We start from the raw sequence: 23,204 nt of genomic DNA on the forward strand, positions 1-23,204 counted from the left end.
GAGATGTCCACGGGTTCCCTGGACGAGAAGACCCTCACCGAGCTGCGGCAGATCGCGGCGCGCTACCCGCAGTCACGCTCGGGGCTGCTGCCGATGCTGCACCTCGTGCAGAGCGTCGAGGGCCGCGTGACCTCCCGGGGGATCGAGGCCTGCGCCGACATCCTCGGCATCTCCGCGGCCGAGGTCTCCGGCGTGGCGACCTTCTACACGATGTACAAGCGGCGCCCGGTCGGGGACTACCACGTGGGCGTGTGCACGAACACGCTGTGCGCGGTGATGGGCGGCGACGCGATCTTCGAGCGGCTCAAGGACCACCTCGACGTCGGCAACGACGAGACCACCACCGACGACGGAACCGGCCGGACGATCACGCTCGAGCACGTCGAGTGCAACGCGGCGTGCGACTACGCCCCGGTCGTGATGGTCAACTGGGAGTTCATGGACAACCAGACCCCCGAGTCGGCCACCGCGCTGGTGGACGACCTGCGGGAGGGCAAGGAGGTCCGGTCCACCCGCGGCCCGCGCATCTGCACCTGGCGCGAGGCGGAGCGGGTGCTCGCCGGCTTCCCCGACGACCGTGCCGACGAGGGTCCGGGCGCGGGCCCGGCGAGCCTGGTCGGGCTGCAGATCGCGCGCGAGCGCGGCTGGAGCGCACCGTCCGTCGACCGTCCCGAGGTGACCGGCGGGGCCGCCGACGGGGCACAGCAGGACGCGCTGTTCGACACCAGCCCGCAGAAGGCCGCCGAAGCCACCGACTCCGGCCGGGCCGACTCCGAGAGCAAGCTCGACGCGAAGGCGGACGTGGCCCACGAACGGCCCGCCGACGGCGAGCAGACGCAGGGACAGAAGAAGGAGGGCGACCGGTGACCGACACTCTCACCCCGGTCCTGTCGGACAACTGGGACCAGGAGCGGTCCTGGACGCTGGAGGCCTACGAGTCCACCGGCGGGTACGGCGCCCTGCGCACCGCCCTGGGCATGGCCCCGGACGACCTGATCTCGCTGGTCAAGGACTCGGGCCTGCGCGGCCGCGGCGGCGCCGGCTTCCCCACCGGCATGAAGTGGGGCTTCATCCCGCAGGACAACCCCAAGCCGAAGTACCTCGTGGTCAACGCCGACGAGTCGGAGCCGGGCACCTGCAAGGACATGCCCCTGATGATGGCCAGCCCGCACACGCTGGTCGAGGGCGTCATCATCAGCGCCTTCGCGATCCGCGCCGAGCACGCGTTCATCTACGTGCGCGGTGAGGTGCTGCACGTGATCCGTCGCCTGCAGCGCGCGGTGCAGGAGGCCTACCTGGCCGGTCACATCGGCAAGGACATCCACGGCACGGGCTACAACCTCGAGGTCACCGTCCATGCGGGCGCCGGTGCCTACATCTGCGGCGAGGAGACCGCGCTCCTGGACTCGCTGGAGGGCCGGCGCGGCCAACCGCGCCTGCGTCCGCCGTTCCCGGCCGTCGCGGGGCTCTACTCCTCCCCGACCGTCATCAACAACGTCGAGTCGATCGCCTCCGTGCCCGTCATCGTGCGCAACGGCGCCGACTGGTTCGGCTCGATGGGCACCGAGAAGAGCAAGGGCATGACGCTCTACTCGCTCTCGGGCCACGTGACCCGACCCGGTCAGTACGAAGCCCCGCTGGGCATCACCCTGCGGCAGCTGCTCGAGGTCGCCGGCGGCGTCCGCGAGGGGCACGAGCTGAAGTTCTGGACGCCGGGCGGCTCCTCCACGCCGATCCTGACCGCCGCGCACCTCGACGTGCCGCTCGACTACGAGGGCGTCGGCGCTGCGGGGTCGATGCTCGGCACCAAGGCCCTGCAGATCTTCGACGAGACCACGTGCGTGGTCCGGGCGACGCTGCGCTGGACCGAGTTCTACAAGCACGAGTCCTGCGGCAAGTGCACCCCGTGCCGCGAGGGCACCTGGTGGCTGGTGCAGACCCTCGCCCGGCTGGAGAAGGGCCAGGGCACCGAGGCCGACCTCGAGAAGGTCCTCGACCAGTGCGACAACATCCTCGGCAGGTCCTTCTGCGCCCTCGCCGACGGTGCGGTCAGCCCGATCGCGTCCTCGATCGAGTACTTCCGTGACGAGTACGTCGCCCACCTCGAGCACGGCGGGTGCCCCTTCGACCCGGCGGCCTCCACCCTCTTCGCCACTGCGGGAGCCTCTGCATGAGCATCACCAGCAACAAGGGCGCCCAGCCCGGCCAGGTCGCGAAGGCCGACCTGGTCACCCTCACCATCGACGGCATCGAGGTCAGCGTCGCCAAGGGGACCCTGGTCATCCGCGCCGCCGAGCAGGTGGGCGTCTCCATCCCCCGGTTCTGCGACCACCCGCTGCTCGCGCCGGTCGGCGCCTGCCGCCAGTGCCTCGTCGAGGTCGCGCTGCCCGGTCCCGACGGGGAGCCGCGCACGATGATGGGGCCGCCCGGCCGCGTGAAGCCGCAGGCCTCGTGCACGCTCGTCGCCTCCGACGGCATGGTCGTCAACACCCAGCTGTCCTCGCCCATCGCCGACAAGGCGCAGCAGGGCGTCATGGAGCAGCTGCTGATCAACCACCCGCTCGACTGCCCGGTGTGCGACAAGGGCGGCGAGTGCCCGCTGCAGAACCAGGCGATGAGCAACGGCCGCGGCGAGTCCCGCTACGAAGGCGTGAAGCGCACCTACCCCAAGCCGATCCACATCTCGGCGCAGGTGCTGCTCGACCGTGAGCGCTGCGTGCTGTGCGCGCGCTGCACCCGGTTCTCCGAGCAGATCGCCGGCGATCCCTTCATCGCGCTCATCGAGCGCGGTGCCCTCCAGCAGGTGGGCATCTACGAGAAGGAGCCGTTCGAGTCCTACTTCTCCGGCAACACGATCCAGATCTGTCCGGTCGGGGCGCTCACCTCGGCGGCCTACCGCTTCCGCGCCCGGCCCTTCGACCTGATCTCGACCCCGTCCGTGGCCGAGCACGACGCCTGCGGCTCGGCGATCCGCGTCGACCACCGTCGCGGCAAGGTCGTCCGGCGGCTCGCCGGTGACGACCCCGAGGTCAACGAGGAGTGGATCACCGACAAGGACCGCTTCGCGTTCGGCTACGCCCGCGCCGAGGACCGGCTGACCCACCCGCTGGTGCGCGACCCGGAGACCGGCGCTCACCGCGCCGCGTCGTGGCCCGAAGCGTTCGCCATCGCCGCCCGTGGCCTGCAGGCCGCCGCGGACGAGGGGGGTGTCGGCGTGCTCACCGGCGGCCGGCTCACCCTCGAGGACGCCTACGCCTACGCCAAGTTCGCCCGCACGGCGCTCGGCACCAACGACGTCGACTTCCGGGCCCGCCCGGGCTCGGCCGAGGAGACCGACTTCCTCGCCTCGACGGTGGCCGGCTCCGGCATCGACGTGACCTTCTCCGACCTCGAGCGGGTCGGCACGGTCGTGCTGGTCGGCCTCGAGCCCGAGGACGAGGCCGGGACGCTCTTCCTGCGGCTGCGCAAGGCGTCCCGCCAGGGGCTGAGGGTCTACAGCGTCGCGCCGTTCGCCACCCGCGGGCTGCGCAAGATGGACGGCACGCTGCTGCGCACCGCGCCCGGTCAGGAGACCGCCGTGATCGAGGCGCTGGCCCACGACGGCGAGGTCGCTCTCGACGGCGGCGGGGTCATCCTGGTCGGCGAGCGGCTCGCCACCGTCCCCGGCGCGCTCTCGGCGGTGGTCGCGCTGGCCGGCACGACCGGCGCCCGGCTCGCCTGGGTGCCGCGCCGCGCCGGGGACCGCGGTGCGGTGGAGGCCGGCTGCCTGCCCACCGTGCTACCGGGCGGTCGCCCGGTGGCCGACGCCGCCGCCCGCGTCGACGTGGGCACCGTCTGGGGCACGAGCATGCCGCACGCCCCCGGCCGGCATGCGGAGGCGATCGTGGCCGCTGCCGCCGCCGGCGAGCTCGCCGGGCTGGTCGTGGCCGGCGTGGACCCCGACGACACCGCGGACCCGCGCCTGACCCGGGCGGCGCTCGACACGGCCCGCTTCGTGGTCTCGCTGGAGCTGCGGGCGACCGACGTCACCCGGGCCGCCGACGTGGTCTTCCCCGTCGCACCGGTGGTCGAGAAGGCCGGCTCGTTCGTCAACTGGGAGGGACGTGTCCGGCCCTTCGAGAAGGTTCTCGAGGAGTCGCACGCCCTGCCCGACCTGCGCGTGCTCGCCGGCATCGCCGACGAGCTCGGTCGCCCGCTCGGTTTCAAGACCGTCGAGGCGGCCCGCGCCGAGCTCGCCGACATCGGGCCCTGGGACGGGGCACGGGTGCCGGCGCCGACCGGTCCCACCGCCGAACCGACCACGGGTTCCTCCGCCGACGAGGGGTCCTACACGCTTGCGACCTGGAAGCAGATGGTCGACGACGGGTCGCTGCAGGACGGTGACGAGAACTACAAGGCGACGGGTCGGGCAGCCGTGCTGCTGGTCTCGCCGTCGACGTTGGCCGGCCTCGGAGTCGCCGCCGGGGCCAACGTCACGGTGCACGGCCCGCACGGCACGGTGACGCTGCCGGTGGCGGTCGCGGACCTTCCCGACGACGTCGTCTGGGCGCCGGCCAACAACGACGGCGTCAACCTCACCCGGGACCTCGGGCTGCGTGCCGGGTCCGCCGTACGAGTCGCCGGCGGTGCCCTGAGCCCGTCGCAGGGAGGTGCGGCATGATCTCGACCTCGAGCGCCGCTCTGGCGGGCATGGCCGGCATCGCGAGCCCCGCGCTCGCCGAGGCCGACCTGTCCGCGTTCGGTCAGGACCCCTGGTGGCTGGTGATCATCAAGGCGGTGCTGATCTTCCTGGTGCTGGTGCTGCTCACGCTGTTCAACATCTGGTTCGAGCGCCGCGTGGTGGCCCGGATGCAGCACCGCATCGGACCCAACGTGAACGGCCCCTTCGGCCTGCTGCAGTCGCTGGCGGACGGGGTGAAGCTGGCCCTCAAGGAGGACATCATCCCCAAGGCCGCCGACAAGGTGGTCTTCCTGCTGGCGCCCGTGCTCTCGGTGGTGCCGGCGTTCCTGGCCTTCGCGGTGATCCCGTTCGGACCGGTCGTCGACGTGCCGTTCAGCGACCGCACGACCCCGCTGCAGCTCACCGACATGCCGGTGGGCGTGCTGTTCATCCTGGCGGTCGCCTCGATCGGCATCTACGGCATCGTGCTCGGCGGCTGGTCCAGCGGGTCGACGTACTCCCTGCTCGGCGGGCTCCGCAGCTCCGCCCAGATGATCTCCTACGAGGTCGCGATGGGCCTCTCGCTGGTCGCGGTCTTCCTCTACGCCGGCTCGATGTCGACCTCGCAGATCGTCGACGCGCAGCAGCGGCTGTGGTTCGGGCTGATCCTGATCCCCTCGTTCGTGATCTACGTGATCTCGATGGTGGGCGAGACCAACCGAGCGCCCTTCGACCTCCCCGAGGCCGAGGGCGAGCTGGTCGGCGGGTTCCACACCGAGTACTCCTCGCTGAAGTTCGCGCTGTTCTTCCTCGCCGAGTACGTCAACATGGTGACCGTCTCGGCGCTCGCCACCACGCTGTTCCTCGGCGGCTGGCGCGCCCCCTGGCCGCTGTCCGCGATCAACGACGGGATGCTCAACGAGGGCTACTGGCCGTTCCTGTGGTTCATCGGGAAGGTCATGATCTTCATCTTCTTCTTCATCTGGCTGCGAGGGACGCTGCCGCGGCTGCGCTACGACCAGTTCATGAAGTTCGGCTGGACCAGGCTGATCCCGATCTCCCTGGTGTGGATCGTCGCGGTCGCCACGATCCGTGCGATCAACCTCGACAACGGCTTCGACCGGCGCTATCTCCTGGCCGCCATCGGCGTGGTCGCGGTGCTCTTCCTGGTGCTGTTCTTCGTCGGCGGCACCGAGGAGGGGGAGGAGCCCGCGGAGCGTGAGCCAGAGCCCTTCGACGCGTTCGCCGGCGGCTACCCGGTCCCGCCCATGCCCGGCCAGATCCCCAACGCCCCGGTCACCGTGGGCGGCTCGTCGACTACCTCGCAGCAGGCGGAGGAGCACAGCTGATGCCAACGCTCAAGGAACAGTTCTGGGACCCCATCGCGGGGTTCGGGGTCACCTTCCGGACCATGTTCAAGAAGGTGGTCACCGAGCAGTACCCCTTCGAGAAGAAGCCGACCGCGCCGCGGTTCCACGGCCGTCACCAGCTCAACCGCTGGCCCGACGGCCTCGAGAAGTGCATCGGCTGCGAGCTGTGCGCCTGGGCCTGCCCGGCCGACGCGATCTACGTCGAGGGTGCCTCGAACACCGAGGACGCGCGGTTCTCCCCCGGGGAGCGCTACGGCGCCGTCTACCAGATCAACTACCTGCGCTGCATCCTGTGCGGCCTGTGCATCGAGGCCTGCCCGACGAGGGCGCTGACGATGACCAACGAGTACGAGCTCGCCGACAACAACCGGGCCGACCTCATCTACGAGAAGCAGGACCTGCTGGCCCCGCTGCTGCCCGGCATGGAGACGCCGCCGCACGCGATGCTGCTCGGTGACGACGAGGGCGACTACTACCGCGGCGCCTACAACGTCCAGTCCTCGGCACGGGCCGCCGACCAGGACAAGCACTCGCACGACCGGTCCGGAAGCGAGGCCTGAGCGACGTGGTGACCTTCTGGCTCCTGGCGCCGGTGATGGTGGCGGCCGCGCTCGGCATCCTCTTCGTGCGCAAGGCGGTGCACGCGGCCCTGCTGCTCGCGGTCGTGATGATCGGGCTCGCGGTGCTCTACGCCGTGCAGAACGCCCCGTTCCTGTTCGCGGTGCAGATCATCGTCTACACCGGCGCGATCCTGATGCTGTTCCTCTTCGTGCTCATGCTCGTCGGCGTGGACGCCTCCGACTCGGTGGTGGAGACGATCAAAGGACAGCGGCTGATGGCCACGGTCGCCGGGCTGCTGCTCGGCGTCGTGCTCGTGGTCGGACTGTCCCAGGTCACCCTGGGCACCGTCGTCGGCCTCGGTGGCACCAACTCCGACGGCAACATCGAGGGCCTCGCCGACCTGCTGTTCTCCGACTTCGTGTTCGCGTTCGAGGCCACCAGCGCGCTGCTGATCACCGCAGCGATCGGCGCGATGGTGCTCGCCCACCGCGAGCGACTGACCCCCAAGGTCACCCAGTCGCAGCTGGCCGCCCAGCGGATGCGGGACTACGCCGACCACGGCAAGCACCTCGGCCCGCTGCCCTCGCCTGGCGTGTTCGCCCGGCACAACGCCGTCGACACCCCGGCGCTGCTGCCCGACGGCACCCCGGCGCCGTCCTCGGTGTCCCGGCTGCTGACCGCGCGCGGTACGGTCCGGTCCGCACCCGCGCTCGCCGACGACATCGACGAGCTCACCCGCAGGATGCGCGGTGACGACGGCGTGGTGCGTCCGGGCCGGGTCGGCGAGTCGCCGGCCAGCGCCGAGCAGACCGACCTCGACGACGACCACGACCACGACGCAGGGAAGGACCACCGATGAGCGCGACGCCGTTCCTGGCGCTCTCCGCGATCCTGTTCACCATCGGCTGCATCGGGGTGCTCACCCGCCGCAACGCGATCGTGATCTTCATGTGCGTCGAGCTGATGCTCAACGCCAGCAACCTCGCGCTGGTCACCTTCTCGCGTGTGCACGGCAACCTCGACGGCCAGGTGGCGGCCTTCTTCGTCATGGTCGTCGCGGCTGCCGAGGTGGTCGTCGGGCTGGCGATCATCATGACCATCTTCCGGACTCGCCGGTCGGCCTCGGTCGACGACGCGAGCCTGCTCAAGTACTGAGGGAGACGACAGTGTCTTTTGTGTTCTCCGAAGGCGGTGAGCTGATGCACAGCCCGGTGATCGCGCCGTCCGCGGCAGACGGGGTGTTCTCCCTGCTCTGGGTGATCATCGCGCTGCCGGCGCTCGGCGCCGCGGTCATCCTGCTGCTCGGCAACGGCCGCACCAAGGGCTGGGCGCACCTGCTCGGCACCGCCACCGTGCTCGGCTCGTTCGTCCTCAGCCTGCTGGCGTTCTTCGCGCTGCTCGGACGAGACGAGTCCGAGCGGAGCATCGGTCAGTTCCTCTACACCTGGGTGGACGCCGGCAGCTTCCGTGCCGACGCCTCCCTGCTCTACGACCCGCTGTCGGCGCTGTTCCTGCTGCTGATCACCGGCGTCGGCTCCCTGATCCACATCTACTCGATCGGCTACATGGAGCACGACGAGCGGCGCGCCCGCTTCTTCGGCTACCTGAACCTGTTCGTGGCCTCGATGCTGGTGCTGGTGCTCGCCGACAACTACCTCGGCGTCTTCCTCGGCTGGGAGGGCGTCGGCCTCGCGTCGTACCTCCTCATCGGCTTCTGGCAGCACAAGCCCTCCGCGGCGGTCGCGGCCAAGAAGGCCTTCGTCGTCAACCGGGTCGGCGACATCGGGATGGCGCTGGGCACGATGCTCGCCTTCGCCACGTTCGGGACGACCGCGTTCGCGGGCATCTCCCAGGTCAGCGACCAGGCCGGCCAGGGCACGCTCACCGCTCTCGGCCTGCTGTTCCTGCTCGCCGCCTGCGGCAAGTCCGCCCAGGTCCCGCTGCAGTCCTGGCTGCTCGACGCGATGGAGGGCCCGACCCCGGTCTCGGCGCTGATCCACGCCGCGACGATGGTGACCGCCGGCGTCTACCTCGTGGTCCGCTCCAACTTCATCTTCGACCACACCGAGGTCGCGCAGACCGCGGTGATGGTGGTCGGCGCGGTGACGCTCCTGTGGGGTGCTGTCATCGGTTGCGCCAAGGACGACATCAAGAAGGTGCTCGCCGGCTCCACGATGAGCCAGATCGGCTACATGATGCTGGCCGCCGGCCTCGGTGTGGCCGGCTACGCGTTCGCGATCTTCCACCTGCTGACCCACGGCTTCTTCAAGGCCAACATGTTCCTCGGCGCCGGCTCGGTCATGCACGGCATGGACGACGACGTCGACATGCGCCGCTACGGCGCGCTCCAGAAGGCCATGCCGGTCACGTTCCTCACCTTCGCGATGGGCTACCTCGCGATCATCGGCTTCCCCGGGTTCGCCGGCTTCTGGTCCAAGGACAAGATCATCGAGACCGCGTTCGCCGACAACCTCGTCGCCGGGCTGGTGGCCCTGGTGGGTGCCGGGGTGACCGCGTTCTACATGACCCGCCTGATGCTGATGACCTTCTTCGGCAAGAAGCGCTGGGAGAAGGGCGTGCACCCGCACGAGTCGCCCCGCGTGATGACCGGCCCGCTCGTGGTGCTCGCCGCGCTCTCGGTGCTCGGCGGACTGCTGCTGCTCGGCGACTGGATCGTGGAGTGGCTCGCGCCGGTGGTCGGCACCGCCCCCGAGCACGAGCTGGCGATCGCGCCGCTCGCGCTGACGCTGATCGTGGTCGCCACGGTGGCCGCCGGTGTGGCCGTCGCCTGGCTGACGGTCGGGCGCAACGACGTACCCCGGACCGCGCCGGCCAACGTGTCGGTGCTGACCCGCGCCGCCCGCGCCGACCTCTACGGCGACACCCTCAACGAGGGGCTGTTCATGCGGCCCGGTGACCGCTTCGTCGACGGCCTCGTCGCCTTCGACGACCGCGGCATCGACGGCGTCGTGGGTGGCACGGCCGGCTCCTTCGGCGGCATGTCCAGCCGGTTCCGCCGGATCCAGACCGGCTTCGTGCGCTCCTACGCGCTGTCCCTGCTCGCCGGGGCCGTGCTCGTGCTGCTCACCCTGCTGGCGGTGAACCTCGCATGAGGGACGTTTCCCCCTTCTCCTCCCGGATCGTGATGTCGTTGAGGCTGGTGTCGAAGTGAGCTTTCCCTGGATGACCGCGGCGTTGCTGCTGCCGATCGTCGGGTCGGTGGTGGTGGCGATGCTGCCCACCCGCCCGGGCAGCGCGCTCGCCAAGCAGGTCGCGCTCGGCTTCTCGGTGCTGACGCTGGTGCTGGCGGCCGCGATCGGGCTCGGCTTCGAGGTCGGCGGCGACCGCTACCAGTTCGTGGAGCAGCACGACTGGATCACCGCGTTCGGCGCCCACTACGCGCTTGGGGTGGACGGCATCGGCCTCACGCTGGTGCTGCTGACCGCGGTGCTCACCCCGGTCGTGATCCTGGCCTCCTGGCACGACGCCGACGACGTGAGCGGAGCCCGCTGGAGCGTCAACTCGTTCTTCGCCTGGATGCTGGCGCTCGAGGGCCTGGCCATCGGTGTCTTCGCCGCCATGGACGTGTTCTTGTTCTACGTGCTGTTCGAGGCGACCCTGATCCCGATCTACTTCCTGATCGGTGGCTTCGGCGGACCACGCCGGGCCTACGCCGCGGTCAAGTTCCTGATCTTCTCCCTCCTCGGCGGCCTGGTCATGCTGGCCTCCGTGGTCGGTCTGTACGTCGTCTCGGCCGACTCCGCCGGCGGCCCGACGTACCTCCTCACCGAGCTGGCCCCGATCACCGCGAACATCGACACCAACCTCGGTCGCTGGCTGTTCCTGGGCTTCTTCGTGGCCTTCGCGATCAAGGCGCCGATGTTCCCGGTGCACACCTGGCTGCCGACCGCGGCGGCCGAGGCCACTCCCGGCACCTCGGTGCTGCTGGTCAGCATCCTGGACAAGATCGGCACCTTCGGGATGATCCGGTTCTGCCTGGGCCTGTTCCCGGAGGCGTCGCAGTGGGCCACCCCGGTGGTGCTGGTGCTCGCGGTGATCAGCGTGCTCTACGGTGCGCTCGCCGCGATCGGTCAGCGGTCGATCCCGCGCCTGATCGCCTTCACCTCGGTGTCGCACTTCGGCTTCATCGTGCTCGGCATCTTCGTGCTGAACAGTGCCGGCCAGGTGGGCTCGACGCTCTACATGTTCAACCACGGCCTCTCGACGGCCGCGCTGTTCCTGGTCACCGGCTTCCTCATCTCGCGGCGCGGCTCCCAGTCGATCGGCGACTTCGGCGGCGTGCAGGGCGTGGCCCCGGTGCTGGCCGGGCTGTTCCTGGTCGCCGGGCTCTCCTCGCTGTCGCTGCCGGGCCTGTCGCCGTTCATCTCCGAGTTCCTGGTGCTGGTCGGCGCGTTCACCCACAACTACTGGTACGCCGCCGCGGCCGTGCTGGGCATCGTGCTGGCCGCTCTGTACATCCTGCTGATGTACCAGCGGACCATGACCGGCCCGGTGCACCCCGCGGTCGCCGGGATGCGCGACCTGTCCCGCCGCGAGGTGGGCGCGCTGGCGCCGCTGGTGCTGCTGATCGTGCTGCTGGGCTTCTTCCCGAAGCCGCTCACCTCGATCATCAACCCGGCGGTCCAGGACACGCTCCAGCAGGTCGGCGTGAGCGACCCGAAGCCAGACGTTCCTGCGCCGGCCACCGCCTCGCAGGCTGAAGAGGAGTCCGCACAGTGATGACGACGCTCGCCGATTCCGCCACCGGCTTCTCCTCCCCGAGCATCGAGTACTTCGCGCTCTCGCCGCTGCTGGTCATCTTCGGCGCCGCGCTGGTCGGGGTGCTGGTCGAGGCGTTCGCGCCCCGGCACCTGCGCTACCTGTCCCAGACGGTCGTCGCCGTGCTCGGCGTGGTGGCCGCCCTGGTGCTGACCGTGCTGGTCTCCCTCGATCTCCCCGCGCGCGGGGATTCGGCCGGTTTCGGCCAGATCGCCGCCGAGGGTGCCATCGCCGTGGACGGCCCGACGATGTTCTTGTGGGGCACCCTGCTGCTGCTGGCGCTCACCTGTGTCCTGCTCTTCGCCGAGCGCCAGCTCGAGGGCGGGATCACCGCGTTCGCAGGTCAGGCGGCGGCGCTGCCCGGCACCGAGGCGGAGCGCGAGGCCTCGACCCGGGGGCTGGAGCACACCGAGGTCTTCCCGCTGATGCTGTTCTCGCTCGGCGGCATGCTGCTGTTCCCGGCCTCCAACGACCTGGTGACGATGTTCGTGGCCCTCGAGGTGCTGTCGCTGCCGCTCTACCTGCTGTGCGGGTTGGCCCGCCGGCGCCGGCTGCTGAGCCAGGAGGCGGCGCTGAAGTACTTCATGCTCGGCGCGTTCTCCTCGGGCTTCTTCCTCTACGGCGCGGCCCTGGTCTACGGGTTCGCCGGCTCGATGCGCCTGGGCGACATCGCCGAGGCGGTCTCCGGCACCGTCGGTGCCGACTGGCTGCTGCTCGGTGGGATCGGGATGCTCGCGGTCGGCATGCTGTTCAAGGTCAGCGCGGCCCCGTTCCACTCCTGGACGCCGGACGTCTACCAGGGCGCACCGACCGCGGTGACGGCGTTCATGGCGGCGTGCACCAAGATCTCCGCCTTCGGCGCGCTGCTGCGGCTCTTCTACGTCGGCTTCGGCGGCGCCCGCTGGGACTGGACGCCGATGATCTGGGTGATCGCGATCCTGACGATGGCGGTCGGGTCGGTGCTGGCACTGACGCAGTCCGACATCAAGCGGATGCTGGCCTACTCCTCGATCGCGCACGCAGGCTTCCTGCTGACCGGTTTCGTCGGGCTCCAGCAGGTGTCGAGCGCCGGTGACGGCAGCGCCACCGAGATCACGTCGCTGCAGGCGATGCTGTTCTACCTGGTCGCCTACGGGTTCATGACCGTGGGCGCGTTCGCCGTGGTCATGGTCGTCCGCGACGCCGGTGGCGAGGCGACGCACCTGTCCCGCTGGGCCGGGCTGGGCAAGGAGTCCCCGCTGGTGGCGGGCGTCTTCGCCTTCTTCCTGCTCGGCATGGCCGGCATCCCGCTGACCAGCGGCTTCACCGGCAAATGGGCCGTGTTCACCTCGGCGGTCAGTGGCGGCGCCTGGCCGCTGGTGGTCATCGCGGTGCTGCTCAGCGCCGTCGCGGCCTTCTTCTACGTCCGGGTGATCGTGCTGATGTACTTCTCCGAGCCGGTCGGCGAGGGACCCACCGTGGTGATGCCCAGCGTGCTGACGACTATCGTGATCGCCGTAGGCGTCGCGGTGACCGCGGCGCTCGGCGTCTTCCCGGGTCCGGTCCTGGACCTGGCGGCGACCGCCGGCCAGTTCATCCGCTGATCCGAGTCCCCGAGCAGCCAGTCCAAGGAGCAGACCGCGTGAGCACCTCAGCAGCCGCCTCGCTGGCGCTGCCGATCCTCGACGAGGACCTCGCCGAGCGGCTGCGTGCCCGGATGGCGGAGGTCGAGGACGAGCTCGAGCGCGTCATCCAGAGCGAGGCGCGCTTCGTCACCGACGCGGCCCGGCACCTGATGCACGCCGGCGGCAAGCGGTTCCGCCCGCTGCTGGTGCTGCTTGCCGCCGAGACCGGGGACCCGGCCGCCGACGGGGTGGTGACGGCGGCCTGCGTCGTGGAGCTGACCCACCTGGCCTCGCTGTACCACGACGACGTGATGGACGAGGCCGAGCTGCGCCGCGGAGCCGAGTCGGCGAACCACCGCTGGGACAACCTGGTGGCGATCCTCACCGGCGACTTCCTGTTCTCCAAGTCCTCGGAGCTCACGGCCCGGCTCGGCGCGGACGCAGTGCGGATCCAGGCCGAGACCTTCACCCGGCTGGTCGAGGGCCAGATCCTGGAGACGCTGGGTCCGGGCGAGGGCGACCCGCTGGAGCACTACCTGCGCGTCGTCGCGGGCAAGACCGGCTCGTTGATCGCGACGTCCGCGAGGTACGGCGCCCGGTTCGCGGGTGCGTCGCTGGAGGTCGAGGACGCGCTGACGGCGTACGGCGAGAAGATCGGTGAGGCGTTCCAACTCTCCGACGACATCCTCGACGTGGCCAGCGACGCCGAGGAGTCCGGCAAGACTCCCGGCACCGATCTTCGGGAAGGGGTGCTCACCTTGCCAGTGCTGCTGGCGAAGCGTTCCACGGACCCGGCCGACGCCCGGCTCCTGGAGCTGCTCGAGGAAGACCTCACCGACGACTCCCTGCACGCCGAGGCGCTGCGGCTGCTGCGCGCGCACCCGGCGATGGCCGAGGCCCGCAGCTACGTCCAGGAGCGCGCGGCCGAGGCCCGCGAGCTGCTCACGGTGCTCCCGGACGGCAGCCCGGTCCGGGAGGCGCTCGACGCGTTCGCCGAGCTGATCGCGGTCCGCACCGCCTGAGCCGGATCCCGCAGGTCAGCCGGTGCGCTCGCGCTCGAGCTCGCGGACCAGGTTGCGGGAGAAGCCGGCTCCGATGGTGCCCATCACCGCGTGCATCGCGCCGCGGACCGCCGGCGTCGCCAGTCTGGGGAGCGGCAGCTCCGCGTGCACGGTCAGTCCGAGGGCCAGGTGGGTGCCGTCGGTCACCTCGGTGAGCTCGTACCATCCCTCGACGCCGGTGCGCTCCTGCGTGCCGCCCTGGGGCTCGTGCGTGTAGTCGATCCGGGTCGGCTCGGCGAACCGCATCCGCTCGGTGAAGCAGGGGACCACCGTCATCCCGGTGACCGGCACGGTGGCGAGCTGCCAGCGCCACAGGTCCTCACGGCCGTCGACGAGGTCGATGCGGTGGAGGAGCGGGGTCATGCGGGTGATCCGCTCCGGGTCGGTCAGGACCTTCCAGACGGTGTCCGGTGAGGCACTGACCACGCCGTCGGAAGCGACGGAGGTCGAGAAGCGGTGCATGGGTCCATGGTGCCCCCCGAGGGGTGCGGTCAACCGCGCGGGGCGGCTGGAGCCTCAGGGTGTCGGCGTCTCGGCAGCGACCCGCAGGCTGCGGGCCTGGGTGCGGTGACGCAGCGACTCGAAGGTGAACAGCACCAGGGCGAGCCAGATCAGCGCGAAGCCGAACCACCGCATGGTGGGCATCGGCTCGTCGAAGACCACGATGCCGAGGATGAACTGCACGGTGGGGGTGAGGTACTGCAGCAGCCCCAGCGTGCTCAACGGGATCCGGGTGGCCGCGGCGCCGAAGCACAGCAGCGGGATCACCGTCACCACCCCGGTGCCTACCAGCAGCAGGACGTGACCCGCGCCGTTCGTGCCGAACGTGGAGACGCCTTGTGCGGCGAGGTAGGCCAGGTAGCCGAGGGCGAACGGCGCCACGAACAGGGTCTCCACGACCAGGCTCTCGACGGCTCCGGCATCGGCCGCCTTCTTGACCAGGCCGTAGGAGCCGAAGGAGAGCGCCAGCGCCAGCGCGATCCACGGGGGACGGCCGTACTCCACGGTCAGCGCGAGGACCGCCGCGCCGGCGATCCCCATCGCCACCCATTGCAGCGGACGCAGCCGCTCACCGAGGACCAGCACCCCCAGCAGCACGCTCACCAAGGGGTTGATGAAGTAGCCGAGCGAGGTCTCCACCACGTGGTGGCTGTTGACGCCCCAGATGTAGACGCCCCAGTTCGTGGTGATCAGCACGGCGGCCACTGCCAGGAGCAGGAGCGTACGACGCTCGGCGACCGTCTCGCGGAGCCGGCGCCCGCGGCGGAGGACCAGGACGGCGAGGACCATCACGATCATCGACCAGACGATCCGGTGCGCCAGGATCTCCACCGCGCCGGTCGGCTCGAGCAGCGGCCAGTAGAGCGGGAAGAACCCCCACATCGCCCACGCGGCGATGCCGAGCAGCAGCCCGCGAGAGTTCTCCGACACCGTTGCAGATTACAGAGGGTCGGGACGGGCCGGCCCCTCGCCCATGCCTCGGACGCGGCCGTGCCCCCGACTGCCCGGAGGTCCGGGCGGGCGGGGGCACGGTGACCGCGTTGGAGCCGACCTGGTGGTCGGCTAGCCAATGGTTCAGCGGCGGTCGTCGACGTCGCCGTCGACCTCGATCTGCTCCTTGCGGACGTCCTCGGAGACCTCGTGCTCCTGCACGTCGGTCTCCTTGCCGAGGCGGACGCGCTCGACCGCCTCGGTGGTCTTCTCCACGACCGGACGCTCCTCGTGCAGGATCACCTCGTGCTCCTCGTCGGAGATTGCCGGGCCGGAGGTGGCCGCCCCGACGTTCGAGTCGGTGATCGGCTCACGCTCGAGCACGGCACGCTCCTTGCGGACCGGGACGGTCTGCGTGACGTGCTCGGTCTCGACGTACTTGCGGAGCCGGACACGGCCGGACTCCTCGTCGCGGGTGCCGACGTCGACCCGCTCCTCCGAGCGCGTCATCGCCTCGTCGGTGTTCGGGCCGGAGGTGTCGTGACCGGCGCTTTCAAAGTCGGCGGTGCCGGTGGTGTCGGTGGTGCCCAGGTCACTGGTGCCGGCGTAGCCGGTCGTCTCGCCCGTGGCAAGGCCGGTGTCGCTGCGGGTCTCGGAGTAGCCCAGGTTGTAGTGGTCGTAGACGCGACGCTCGTCGTCCTGGCTGATGTGGCCGTCGGAGGCGTCGACGTTCGGGGCGTCCTTGACGGTGCTCTTGTCGAACGGCACCGTGATGCGGTCGCCGTCGATCGTTGCGTCGGCGACGGGAATGAAGCTTTCGTTCATCCCGAAGAGACCGGTGTTCACCGTGATGAACTCGGGGCGTCCGGTCTCGTCGTCCAGGAACAGCTGGCCGATCTTGCCCAGCTTGTCGCCGTCCTGCGCGTAGGCGTCGCGGCCGATGACGTTGCGTGCTTCTTCGGTGTTCAGCATGGTGCTCCCTCGGATGGTCGATGTCGTGCTGACCAGCCGTCGTTACCCAGGACCAGTCGGCGACATTCCGGCTAATTTCCGCTTCGGCGTGGCGTGCATCGGTTCCGGAATTCCGGGTACTGCACACAGGCCTGCGTCCCTGCCGGCGCTGTCTCGGAGCACCACAACCGGAGGAATTCATGTCGCACACCGAACCCATCCGCGAGGAGACCCGCGAGGAGAGCCGCGTCGAGAGGACCCGCGCCGACTACCCGTCCGAACGGCGCGACGAGGCCCGCGACAAGTTCGGTGGCATCAACACCGGCGCCTGCTTCTTCGGCTGGCTCGTCGCGATGGCGGTCGCGATCCTGCTCACCAGCATCCTCGGCGCCCTCGTCGCAGCCATCGGCTCGAACGCCGACATCTCCCAGACCGAGGCCCAGCGCTCGGCCGGGACGGTGGGACTGACGGCCGGCATCGTGCTGGTCGTCGTGCTGCTGCTCGCCTACTACACCGGCGGCTACGTCGCCGGGCGGATGTCGCGCTTCGACGGTGCCAAGCAGGGCCTCGGCGTCTGGCTGATCGGTCTCGTCGTGACCATTGTCGCGGTCGTGGCCGGGGCTGCGTTCGGCTCGCAGTACAACATTCTGGACCGGGTGAGCCTGCCGCGGATCCCGATCCCCACCGACCAGCTCACGACTGGCGGCATCATCACCGCCGTGGTCATCGTGCTGGGCACCCTGCTGCTCGCGATGCTCGGCGGCAAGGTCGGCCACCGCTACCACGACCGGGTAGACCGCGCGGCGTACCGCTGACCGCGCAACTCCTGCTGACCTTGGGAAACCGTGATCAGCGGGCGCAGTCCTGGTCGGTGGCGGCGAGCAGCGCTTCGCCTACGGTGCCGTCGGCCTCGATGCCGAACTCGTATTCGCTGGTCGCCGTGAGCGGAACCACCCAGTAGCCGTTCTCGAGATGGCCCTGGGGGTACTCGTGCTCCACCGCGGCGCGGGTCGAACCGAGTCCGATCCCCTCGGGGGTCAGCATGCCCGGCCGCGCACTGATCCCGACCAGCCCCTTGGTCGGGGACATCCAGCCGTCGGTCTGATTGGCGACGCGAGGCATGTCGGGCAGCAGCAGACCCCGGCACTGGTCGGCCGTGCCCGCTTCGACCGTGCCGCCTGCCGCCATGACCGCAGCCTTGTCCATGTGGATCCGCAGACCGCTGACCGCGGCCGGGCCGAAGCCGCCACCGGTGTTGGCGCAGTCGCCGGCGAACGAGCGAGGGATGTCGAAGTAGTGCAGGACGTCGCAGTCCCACACGTCCTGAGTGCCGGACGCTTCCTGCCACTGGCCGTCGCGGGTCACCCAGAGGGCGGCGTACCCGCCGCAGTCGTTCACGCCGCCGACGGCGTAGCCCGCGGTGCTGTACTTCTGCACCGTGACCCCGTGGAAGGCGTCGGGGCAGTCGGTTCCGTTGGCGTTCATCTTGCGGGCGACGTCGGTGACGTAGGCCTGGAAGGCGGGGGTGGTTCCCACGAGCTTCTGGGCGTCGGCGTCGGTGACCACCTCCACGCCGATCCCGGAGTAGGTGATCACCTTCGGAGGGTCGGCGGGGTAGAGGAAGGGGAGGAGGCGGGGGTCGAGACCCCGTCGGCGGGCGACCCTGTGTCGCTGGCGCCGTTGTTCAGCAGCAGGACGGGGCTGAGGGCCGCCACCACGGCCACAGCGGCGATCGCGGCGGTGGCACCGCGGCGGCGTGCGCGGCGGCGGTCTCCCAGGCGGCGCACCTGGGCGGGCTCGAGCGGTGTCAGGACCGTGCCTCCGAGGCCGAAGTCCTTGAGGTCCCGGAGGGGGTCGGGGGAGTGCTCAGGCATGGTGGGCTCCCTGATCAATCACGTCGGTGGGGTCGAGGAGGGCGGCGAGGGCGGTGCGGCCACGAGAGAGGCGTGCCTTGATGGTTCCCTCGGGTACGCCGACCTCTCGGGCGACCGCATGGACGGGCAGGTCGCAGAGGTGGTGCAGGACGAGCGCCTGGCGCTGGGGCTCCGGCAGACGCCGCAGTGCCGCGATCAGCGCGACCCGGGACTCATCCGCAGCCTCGGTCTGGGTGACGGGGGAAACCGCCCTGTCCGCCGGTCGACGCGCCAGTCCTCGGCGTCGCCAGCGGCTGACGGCCAGGCGGTACGCCGTGGTCCGCACCCAGGCCTCGGGGTGCTCCACCCGGGTCAACGTTCCACGGTGTGCCCAGGCCCTGACGAACGCCTCCTGAACGCAGTCCTGTGCTTCGTCGCGGTCACCGATCATCGCGTACAGCTGCCCGGTGATGCGAACAAAGGAGGAGGTGTAGAAGTCGTCGAACTCAGCCTCGTCCATGGGGCCCTTCCCGAGCAGGTGGTGATCTCTGGATGTCTATACGCGCCGGCAACGTAGTTGGTTGCGCTTTCGACCGAGTTGATTACACCGAGACGTCGAACCGCCGCCCCGGGCCGCGGCCACCGCATCCCAGGGCTGGCTGTTCGCAGCCCTGGCCGCCGCCGGTTGACCGACCGCTTGGATCAGGGCGGGCGCAACCCCCGGGGGTCGAGTGCCGCTACTGATGCGTGGCGTCGCTACGCCGGCCTTGCTGCTGCCGCCGGCCTCCGGGCGCGGCTGCAACGCTCCGAAGACGCGGACTTCGCCGAAGCCCGCCGGCCCATCGTCGAGCGCGCCGCCAGCTCCGCGGTCTTGCTGCCGAGATCAGGGTGTCCTGACTTCGTGCTCCAGGATCCCCATGATGACGTCGTCATGCCACTTGTTCTGGACGTAGGCGGCATCGCGCTCGCGTCCCTCCTCGACGAATCCGCATCGGAGGTAGCAGCGGATCGCGCGGGTGTTGTACGCGAGGACGCGGAGATCGATCCGATGCAGTCCCAGGGTGCCGAAGCCGTACTGGAGGACCGCTTGGGTGACTTCTGTGCCGAGGCCGATGCCCAGCCGACCACGGTCGAGGAGCCCTATCGCATACCTCGCTCGCCGGTCTGTCTCATCTAGTCCGTGCAGTCTGGCGGTCCCGATGAACTCCCCCTCTGTCTCGACTGCCCAGTGCAGCGGGTTGGAGTCGGTGCTGACCTCGTCGTACCAAGCAGTCGCGTCATCCAGCGGCATGGAGACAGGTTCGCTGAAGGCCGGAGATCCGCCGAACATCCGGATGATCTCGGGGTCCTTGCCGCATCGCACCCGACCGTCGATGTCCTCAGACCGGAAAGGGCGCAGTACCGTGCGCGCGGAGCGCACGACGGGGGTCCGCTTGGGGACGATCATGGCTCCATCATGAGGCCAGGTACCTCGGCGAAACGTCCGCACCTCCTAGCCGCGGCGAGTGACGCCGGCTCTGCTGGCGCGAGAGCTGGTGCTTCCGCCGCTACGTTGTCCGGCATGCCGATCATCGACGTGACCTACGGTCCTGCGGTAGCTGAGGAACCTCTTCTCCGATTGGCGCGGACACTGCCGCACGCCGTCTCGCTCGCGGTCGAGTGCCCGGAAGAGCCTTACGACGGGGCGCTTCAACCGGGCGATGTCGAGATCCGTTTCCGTCCGCGTGGCCCCTACGACGTCAGCGGCCTTGACGTCGTTGTCGAGATCCGCTCGAAGTGGTTCCCCGGTCGGGCAGAGACACGCCAAGAGCGGTGCGAGCAACTCTGCGAGGCGGTGGTGGCAGCGGCTGGAACGCGGAGCGTGGGGGTCTACCTTTCACTACCGGTCGCCGCATGGTCGCAAGGAGAGTAGGACCGCCGTCGGATCTGGCGTGGGTGAGCCACTCACGCGCTGTCTCGGAAGAGCTTGTAGTGGAGCCGGACGACGGAAGCCGACCACAGGCAGAGGTGGTGGTCGGTCCGGAGCACTCCTTCCCGATCGAGGTAGACGCGGAAGGATTCGTGGATAGGAGCACGTGCCGCGTGGGTCCGGCCGCGATCCTCCACCACGACGTAGGCCCCGTTGCCACCGAAGGAGCGGGACGGAGAGCTCAGCTCGAGCGCTCCACCGGGTAGCACCCGGGGTCGGAGGAAGACCTGGACATTCCCAGCCTCGAGGGGGAAGGCCACGTGCACGCTGGGCTGTGAGTGACCGGGGCAACCTTGATGAGTAGCAGCCGCTGTAGACGTACTCACCCGTCGCACGCAGCGTCCGGATCCATGCCGCTGCTCGCTGCTCACGCTGGGCATCGGCGATGATCGCGACTCTGCTGTCCATGCCGTGGGCGACGTCGAGGGGGCGGGTCGGTAGCGCGAGCTGCTGCACTCGGCGCCCGAACCACCTCGAGATGATCTCTCCGCCAGGCTGGAAGACCGGATTCCACTGGGTCCACACCTCCATCCGCCAGTCGGATGTGTGCTCGTAGAAGTCGCGGATCTCCGGATGCAGATCGGCGGCCTTGAATCCAGGACCGTCGAGCTGCGCCATGTCGGCCAGCAGACCAGCGCCGGGCACGTCCTCCCGCACCGCACCGCCGTGGGTGGCGGCCGCAGCCTCGAGCCAGCCGTCGCCGATCGTTTGGCCGTTGTGCATCGGCGCCGACAACCACTGGTCCGCCCCGGACAGGTCGACAGGCCGGCCCTTGAGACGCCAGAACGAACGGGTGACTCGGTCCAGGTGCGGCATCAACGAACTCATGCAGGTCAGGGTGCCAGGACCTTGCCACCCAGCCATCCCAGATCACGGAACGCATTGATCCGCCGCGGACAGTGAAGCGCGATCACGGCCGAGGAGCGGGTCCGCGTTAGTCGCGGTACGTCGGCGCAGGCGCTCCGTACCGCACCCGTCGAACTGTGCCGGGCAGGGCAATACACAGACCTTGGGCCGCGTCCTCGGAGCACCCCACGGTGAACTCGATCTCCTCGTCAACCTCGCAGGCCAGGCACCATGCCTGATCCTCCGGCCATGCGAGGTGCGGCTCTTCATAGACGCCGTCCGCCGAGCCGAACCAAGCCAGCGCCGGCGCGTCTCTGAGTTCGTCAACGCGGCCGCTGAACAGCAGCATCGCTCGATTCGGGATCGCCACGCGCGGGGCTCTGGGGGTCGGCTCCCGACTCGTCCAGCCCTCCCAGATCGCCGCGTATCCGATCGCGGGCGTGGTCGTGTGGCTGACCAGCGTCGCGAGTGCGATGCGGAGAGCAGGCTCATCTCCTCCCCGGTCGCCGCCGCCGACGAGCGCTATGCGCACGTACACGTCAAAGCCCGGTGGGCCGTAGCGGACAAGGTCCCACCAGTCCGCATCAGGGCGGAGCAACCATTGCGCTGGATCTGCGTTCGCCGCGGGTCGTAACTCCGTCACGTGTTCAGTCTCGCCCAGATCTCCATCGATGAACGCATCTCTTGCAGCACTGGGTGCGCGTCACCACGCCGATGACAGGGCGTGTCCGTCGCTCGATGAACCAGGTGGCCAGTCATTGCTGACCGTATGCTGGCGCGCGTCCGGTCTACCCTCGTCGAGGAGACGTGTTGACCTCTACCGAACCCAAGACCGCCACCTTCGAGACCACGTTGACCGCGAGCGGAAACAACACGGGCATCGTCGTTCCCGACGGCGTCATCGCGCAGCTAGGCGCTGGCAAACGTCCCCCGGTTGCTGTTGAAGTGAACGGCTATGAGTACCGAAGCACCGTGGCGGTGATGGGCGGCCAGTACCTCATCGGTCTCAGTGCCGCCGTGCGCGCGGCCACGGGGCTGGCTGGAGGTGACCCGATCCGAGTGACGCTGACGGTCGCGACTTCTCCGCGCGCCGTCGAGATGCCTCCCGACTTCGCCGCCGCCCTTGATGCGGCAGACGGGGCCCGTCAGTTCTTCGACGCGTTGCCCAACAGCCTCCAGCGCTATCACGTGGACAACATCAACGCGGCGAAGTCCCCCGACACCCGACGGCGCCGCATCGAGAAGTCCATCGGCCTCTTCCAAGACGGCAAACGCCGGTAGGCGACCAGCTTTCTGTACCGCGGACAGGTGTCCGGAGTCCTGACGATGAGCGAGTCGGAGGGTTTGTACGCGCCGTACCTCCCGGGTCTGTTCCGGGCTGGCGGTCAGAAGGTCAGGTAGAGCCAGCCATGCGTCTGCAGCATCAACAGACCACCCAGCGCGATGGTTCCGCACCCGGACGAGATCGCCAGTGCCTGGAGACAGGGGACCCGCCCGCATGTACGAGCGTTGACCACGAGCAAGGCGGCGCCGATGATTGTGAACGCCGCGACCGCCGGCAGCAAGCCGGGCGCGTTCAGGTGCTGGCCGTTGACCCAGATCCACAGCGGTGGCCCACCGGCGATGATGAGCGCTGGCGTCGCAAACCCGAGGGCCTTCGATCTCGGCCGGTCGTGGCCATCCAGGCCCGCCAGCGCACCGAAGAGCCCCATGACGGCCCCGCCCCCGACCGCTGCCACCGTCCACGGCACCCCGCCGGTCTTGGTGAACTGGGCCACCGTGGAGTGCTGGCCATCAACCGCCCATTGCATGGCCTAGTAGCTGACCTGACGATCAGCCCCAGGCCGGTGAGCCCGCCCGCAACGGCCCCTGGGACGAGTCGGCCTCCCGTCCATCCCCAGGCGACACCGAAGGTCAGCAGCACCCACATGAACTGGGATCCGGTCACGTCCGCCAGCCTGTCGAGGACCGGTCCCCAGCGCCACAGCAACGTCTGGGAGACGCCACCGACCAGCAGGGCGCCGACCAGGCCAGCCAGAACGGCTTTCCCCCGACGCGTCACGCAGCACATCCTGCCGCAGCGTCCTTCGAATCCGAGCAGAAACGCCGCATGCCTCAG

23 protein-coding genes are annotated in these 23,204 nt (G+C 69.7%); 14 read left to right on the top strand and 9 right to left on the bottom strand.

The genetic code is table 11. The features are described 5' to 3' along the window. Nucleotides 1-3: 3 nt before the first annotated feature. Genes nuoE through H9L09_RS11670 form a run of 11 tightly spaced genes read left to right on the top strand, consistent with a single transcriptional unit; the run spans nt 4 to nt 13,996 of the window. Complete coding sequence (gene nuoE / locus H9L09_RS11620) at nt 4-867, top strand: NADH-quinone oxidoreductase subunit NuoE (protein ID WP_187577121.1); 864 nt, start codon at nt 4-6, stop codon at nt 865-867. Next, a complete protein-coding gene (nuoF, locus tag H9L09_RS11625) occupies nt 864-2,174 on the top strand; it encodes an NADH-quinone oxidoreductase subunit NuoF (RefSeq protein ID WP_187577122.1) in 1,311 nt (436 codons plus the stop codon). Before nuoE ends, nuoF begins: the two co-directional genes overlap by 4 nt. Further along, nucleotides 2,171-4,660 (top strand): NADH-quinone oxidoreductase subunit G, encoded by a 2,490-nt coding sequence (locus H9L09_RS11630; RefSeq protein WP_187577123.1) that lies wholly within the window; start codon nt 2,171-2,173, stop codon nt 4,658-4,660. The genes nuoF and H9L09_RS11630 overlap by 4 nt, the downstream gene beginning before the upstream one ends. A gap of 29 nt (nt 4,661-4,689) precedes the next feature. Beyond that, on the top strand, nt 4,690-6,009 hold the full coding sequence (gene nuoH, locus H9L09_RS11635; RefSeq protein WP_187580840.1) for an NADH-quinone oxidoreductase subunit NuoH: 1,320 nt from the start codon (nt 4,690-4,692) through the stop codon (nt 6,007-6,009). After that, complete coding sequence (gene nuoI, locus H9L09_RS11640; RefSeq protein WP_187577124.1) at nt 6,009-6,590, top strand: NADH-quinone oxidoreductase subunit NuoI; 582 nt, start codon at nt 6,009-6,011, stop codon at nt 6,588-6,590. The genes nuoH and nuoI overlap by 1 nt, the downstream gene beginning before the upstream one ends. An 8-nt stretch (nt 6,591-6,598) precedes the next feature. Then, nucleotides 6,599-7,450 carry an NADH-quinone oxidoreductase subunit J gene (locus H9L09_RS11645; protein ID WP_425491679.1) on the top strand — a complete coding sequence of 284 codons (852 nt, stop codon included), beginning with the start codon at nt 6,599-6,601 and terminating at the stop codon, nt 7,448-7,450. Next, nucleotides 7,447-7,746, top strand: a complete 300-nt coding sequence (gene nuoK / locus H9L09_RS11650; RefSeq protein WP_187577126.1) for an NADH-quinone oxidoreductase subunit NuoK — start codon at nt 7,447-7,449, stop codon at nt 7,744-7,746. The genes H9L09_RS11645 and nuoK overlap by 4 nt, the downstream gene beginning before the upstream one ends. Before the next feature lie 44 nt (nt 7,747-7,790). Further along, the gene (gene nuoL, locus H9L09_RS11655) at nt 7,791-9,704 is read left to right on the top strand and encodes an NADH-quinone oxidoreductase subunit L (RefSeq protein WP_187580841.1); all 1,914 of its coding nucleotides are present in this window, start codon (nt 7,791-7,793) and stop codon (nt 9,702-9,704) included. A gap of 55 nt (nt 9,705-9,759) precedes the next feature. Beyond that, complete coding sequence (locus H9L09_RS11660) at nt 9,760-11,331, top strand: NADH-quinone oxidoreductase subunit M (protein ID WP_223164009.1); 1,572 nt, start codon at nt 9,760-9,762, stop codon at nt 11,329-11,331. Continuing rightward, nucleotides 11,331-12,953, top strand: a complete 1,623-nt coding sequence (nuoN, locus tag H9L09_RS11665) for an NADH-quinone oxidoreductase subunit NuoN (protein ID WP_187577127.1) — start codon at nt 11,331-11,333, stop codon at nt 12,951-12,953. The genes H9L09_RS11660 and nuoN overlap by 1 nt, the downstream gene beginning before the upstream one ends. A gap of 38 nt (nt 12,954-12,991) precedes the next feature. Then, a complete protein-coding gene (locus tag H9L09_RS11670) occupies nt 12,992-13,996 on the top strand; it encodes a polyprenyl synthetase family protein (protein ID WP_246455976.1) in 1,005 nt (334 codons plus the stop codon). A gap of 15 nt (nt 13,997-14,011) precedes the next feature. Here H9L09_RS11670 and H9L09_RS11675 read toward each other — a convergent pair whose 3' ends face one another. The 3 genes from H9L09_RS11675 to H9L09_RS11685 form a co-directional block, all read right to left on the bottom strand. Further along, nucleotides 14,012-14,497, bottom strand: coding sequence for an SRPBCC family protein (locus tag H9L09_RS11675; protein ID WP_187577128.1), 486 nt, complete (start codon nt 14,495-14,497; stop codon nt 14,012-14,014). Between the two features lie 54 nt (nt 14,498-14,551). After that, entirely contained in the window at nt 14,552-15,466 is a 915-nt protein-coding gene (rarD, locus tag H9L09_RS11680) for an EamA family transporter RarD (RefSeq protein ID WP_223164010.1), read from the bottom strand. A gap of 144 nt (nt 15,467-15,610) precedes the next feature. After that, nucleotides 15,611-16,438, bottom strand: coding sequence for a DUF2382 domain-containing protein (locus H9L09_RS11685; protein WP_187577129.1), 828 nt, complete (start codon nt 16,436-16,438; stop codon nt 15,611-15,613). 179 nt (nt 16,439-16,617) lie between these two features. Here H9L09_RS11685 and H9L09_RS11690 point away from each other — a divergent pair, with 179 nt between their 5' ends. Beyond that, nucleotides 16,618-17,232, top strand: coding sequence for a hypothetical protein (locus H9L09_RS11690; RefSeq protein ID WP_187577130.1), 615 nt, complete (start codon nt 16,618-16,620; stop codon nt 17,230-17,232). 34 nt (nt 17,233-17,266) lie between these two features. On the opposite strand, the gene H9L09_RS11695 is transcribed toward H9L09_RS11690, so the two are convergent. The 4 genes from H9L09_RS11695 to H9L09_RS11710 all read right to left on the bottom strand — a co-directional run bounded on the left by H9L09_RS11695 (nt 17,267) and on the right by H9L09_RS11710 (nt 19,717). Then, complete coding sequence (locus tag H9L09_RS11695; protein WP_187577131.1) at nt 17,267-18,013, bottom strand: hypothetical protein; 747 nt, start codon at nt 18,011-18,013, stop codon at nt 17,267-17,269. Next, complete coding sequence (locus tag H9L09_RS11700) at nt 18,010-18,291, bottom strand: hypothetical protein (RefSeq protein WP_187577132.1); 282 nt, start codon at nt 18,289-18,291, stop codon at nt 18,010-18,012. The genes H9L09_RS11695 and H9L09_RS11700 overlap by 4 nt, the downstream gene beginning before the upstream one ends. After that, on the bottom strand, nt 18,284-18,790 hold the full coding sequence (locus tag H9L09_RS11705; RefSeq protein ID WP_187577133.1) for a SigE family RNA polymerase sigma factor: 507 nt from the start codon (nt 18,788-18,790) through the stop codon (nt 18,284-18,286). Before H9L09_RS11705 ends, H9L09_RS11700 begins: the two co-directional genes overlap by 8 nt. 363 nt (nt 18,791-19,153) lie before the next feature. After that, nucleotides 19,154-19,717 (bottom strand): GNAT family N-acetyltransferase, encoded by a 564-nt coding sequence (locus H9L09_RS11710; RefSeq protein ID WP_187577134.1) that lies wholly within the window; start codon nt 19,715-19,717, stop codon nt 19,154-19,156. Between the two features lie 114 nt (nt 19,718-19,831). Here H9L09_RS11710 and H9L09_RS11715 point away from each other — a divergent pair, with 114 nt between their 5' ends. Beyond that, the gene (locus tag H9L09_RS11715) at nt 19,832-20,182 is read left to right on the top strand and encodes a hypothetical protein (protein ID WP_187577135.1); all 351 of its coding nucleotides are present in this window, start codon (nt 19,832-19,834) and stop codon (nt 20,180-20,182) included. Nucleotides 20,183-21,173: 991 nt separating this feature from the next. Here H9L09_RS11715 and H9L09_RS11720 read toward each other — a convergent pair. Next, a complete protein-coding gene (locus tag H9L09_RS11720; protein ID WP_187577136.1) occupies nt 21,174-21,728 on the bottom strand; it encodes a hypothetical protein in 555 nt (184 codons plus the stop codon). Nucleotides 21,729-21,895: 167 nt separating this feature from the next. Here H9L09_RS11720 and H9L09_RS11725 point away from each other — a divergent pair, with 167 nt between their 5' ends. Next, nucleotides 21,896-22,366 (top strand): YdeI/OmpD-associated family protein, encoded by a 471-nt coding sequence (locus H9L09_RS11725; RefSeq protein WP_246455977.1) that lies wholly within the window; start codon nt 21,896-21,898, stop codon nt 22,364-22,366. Between the two features lie 104 nt (nt 22,367-22,470). On the opposite strand, the gene H9L09_RS11730 is transcribed toward H9L09_RS11725, so the two are convergent. Next, nucleotides 22,471-22,863, bottom strand: coding sequence for a hypothetical protein (locus H9L09_RS11730; protein ID WP_187577137.1), 393 nt, complete (start codon nt 22,861-22,863; stop codon nt 22,471-22,473). Nucleotides 22,864-23,204: the final 341 nt, after the last annotated feature.

The sequence above is a fragment of the Nocardioides mesophilus genome (genome assembly GCF_014395785.1).
GTDB classification, from domain to species: domain Bacteria; phylum Actinomycetota; class Actinomycetes; order Propionibacteriales; family Nocardioidaceae; genus Nocardioides_B; species Nocardioides_B mesophilus.

What these genes read in the sequence shown, in the direction of transcription:
- nuoK (WP_187577126.1), top strand. Translation starts at nt 7,447, where the DNA reads ATGAGCGCGACGCCGTTCCTGGCGCTCTCCGCGATCCTGTTCACCATC.
- H9L09_RS11715 (WP_187577135.1), top strand. Translation starts at nt 19,832, where the DNA reads ATGCCGATCATCGACGTGACCTACGGTCCTGCGGTAGCTGAGGAACCT.
- nuoI (WP_187577124.1), top strand. Translation starts at nt 6,009, where the DNA reads ATGCCAACGCTCAAGGAACAGTTCTGGGACCCCATCGCGGGGTTCGGG.
- H9L09_RS11675 (WP_187577128.1), bottom strand. Translation starts at nt 14,497, where the DNA reads ATGCACCGCTTCTCGACCTCCGTCGCTTCCGACGGCGTGGTCAGTGCC.
- H9L09_RS11705 (WP_187577133.1), bottom strand. Translation starts at nt 18,790, where the DNA reads ATGGACGAGGCTGAGTTCGACGACTTCTACACCTCCTCCTTTGTTCGC.
- H9L09_RS11630 (WP_187577123.1), top strand. Translation starts at nt 2,171, where the DNA reads ATGAGCATCACCAGCAACAAGGGCGCCCAGCCCGGCCAGGTCGCGAAG.
- H9L09_RS11685 (WP_187577129.1), bottom strand. Translation starts at nt 16,438, where the DNA reads ATGCTGAACACCGAAGAAGCACGCAACGTCATCGGCCGCGACGCCTAC.
- nuoN (WP_187577127.1), top strand. Translation starts at nt 11,331, where the DNA reads ATGACGACGCTCGCCGATTCCGCCACCGGCTTCTCCTCCCCGAGCATC.
- H9L09_RS11700 (WP_187577132.1), bottom strand. Translation starts at nt 18,291, where the DNA reads ATGCCTGAGCACTCCCCCGACCCCCTCCGGGACCTCAAGGACTTCGGC.
- H9L09_RS11690 (WP_187577130.1), top strand. Translation starts at nt 16,618, where the DNA reads ATGTCGCACACCGAACCCATCCGCGAGGAGACCCGCGAGGAGAGCCGC.
- nuoH (WP_187580840.1), top strand. Translation starts at nt 4,690, where the DNA reads ATGGCCGGCATCGCGAGCCCCGCGCTCGCCGAGGCCGACCTGTCCGCG.
- nuoL (WP_187580841.1), top strand. Translation starts at nt 7,791, where the DNA reads ATGCACAGCCCGGTGATCGCGCCGTCCGCGGCAGACGGGGTGTTCTCC.
- nuoE (WP_187577121.1), top strand. Translation starts at nt 4, where the DNA reads ATGTCCACGGGTTCCCTGGACGAGAAGACCCTCACCGAGCTGCGGCAG.
- H9L09_RS11710 (WP_187577134.1), bottom strand. Translation starts at nt 19,717, where the DNA reads ATGATCGTCCCCAAGCGGACCCCCGTCGTGCGCTCCGCGCGCACGGTA.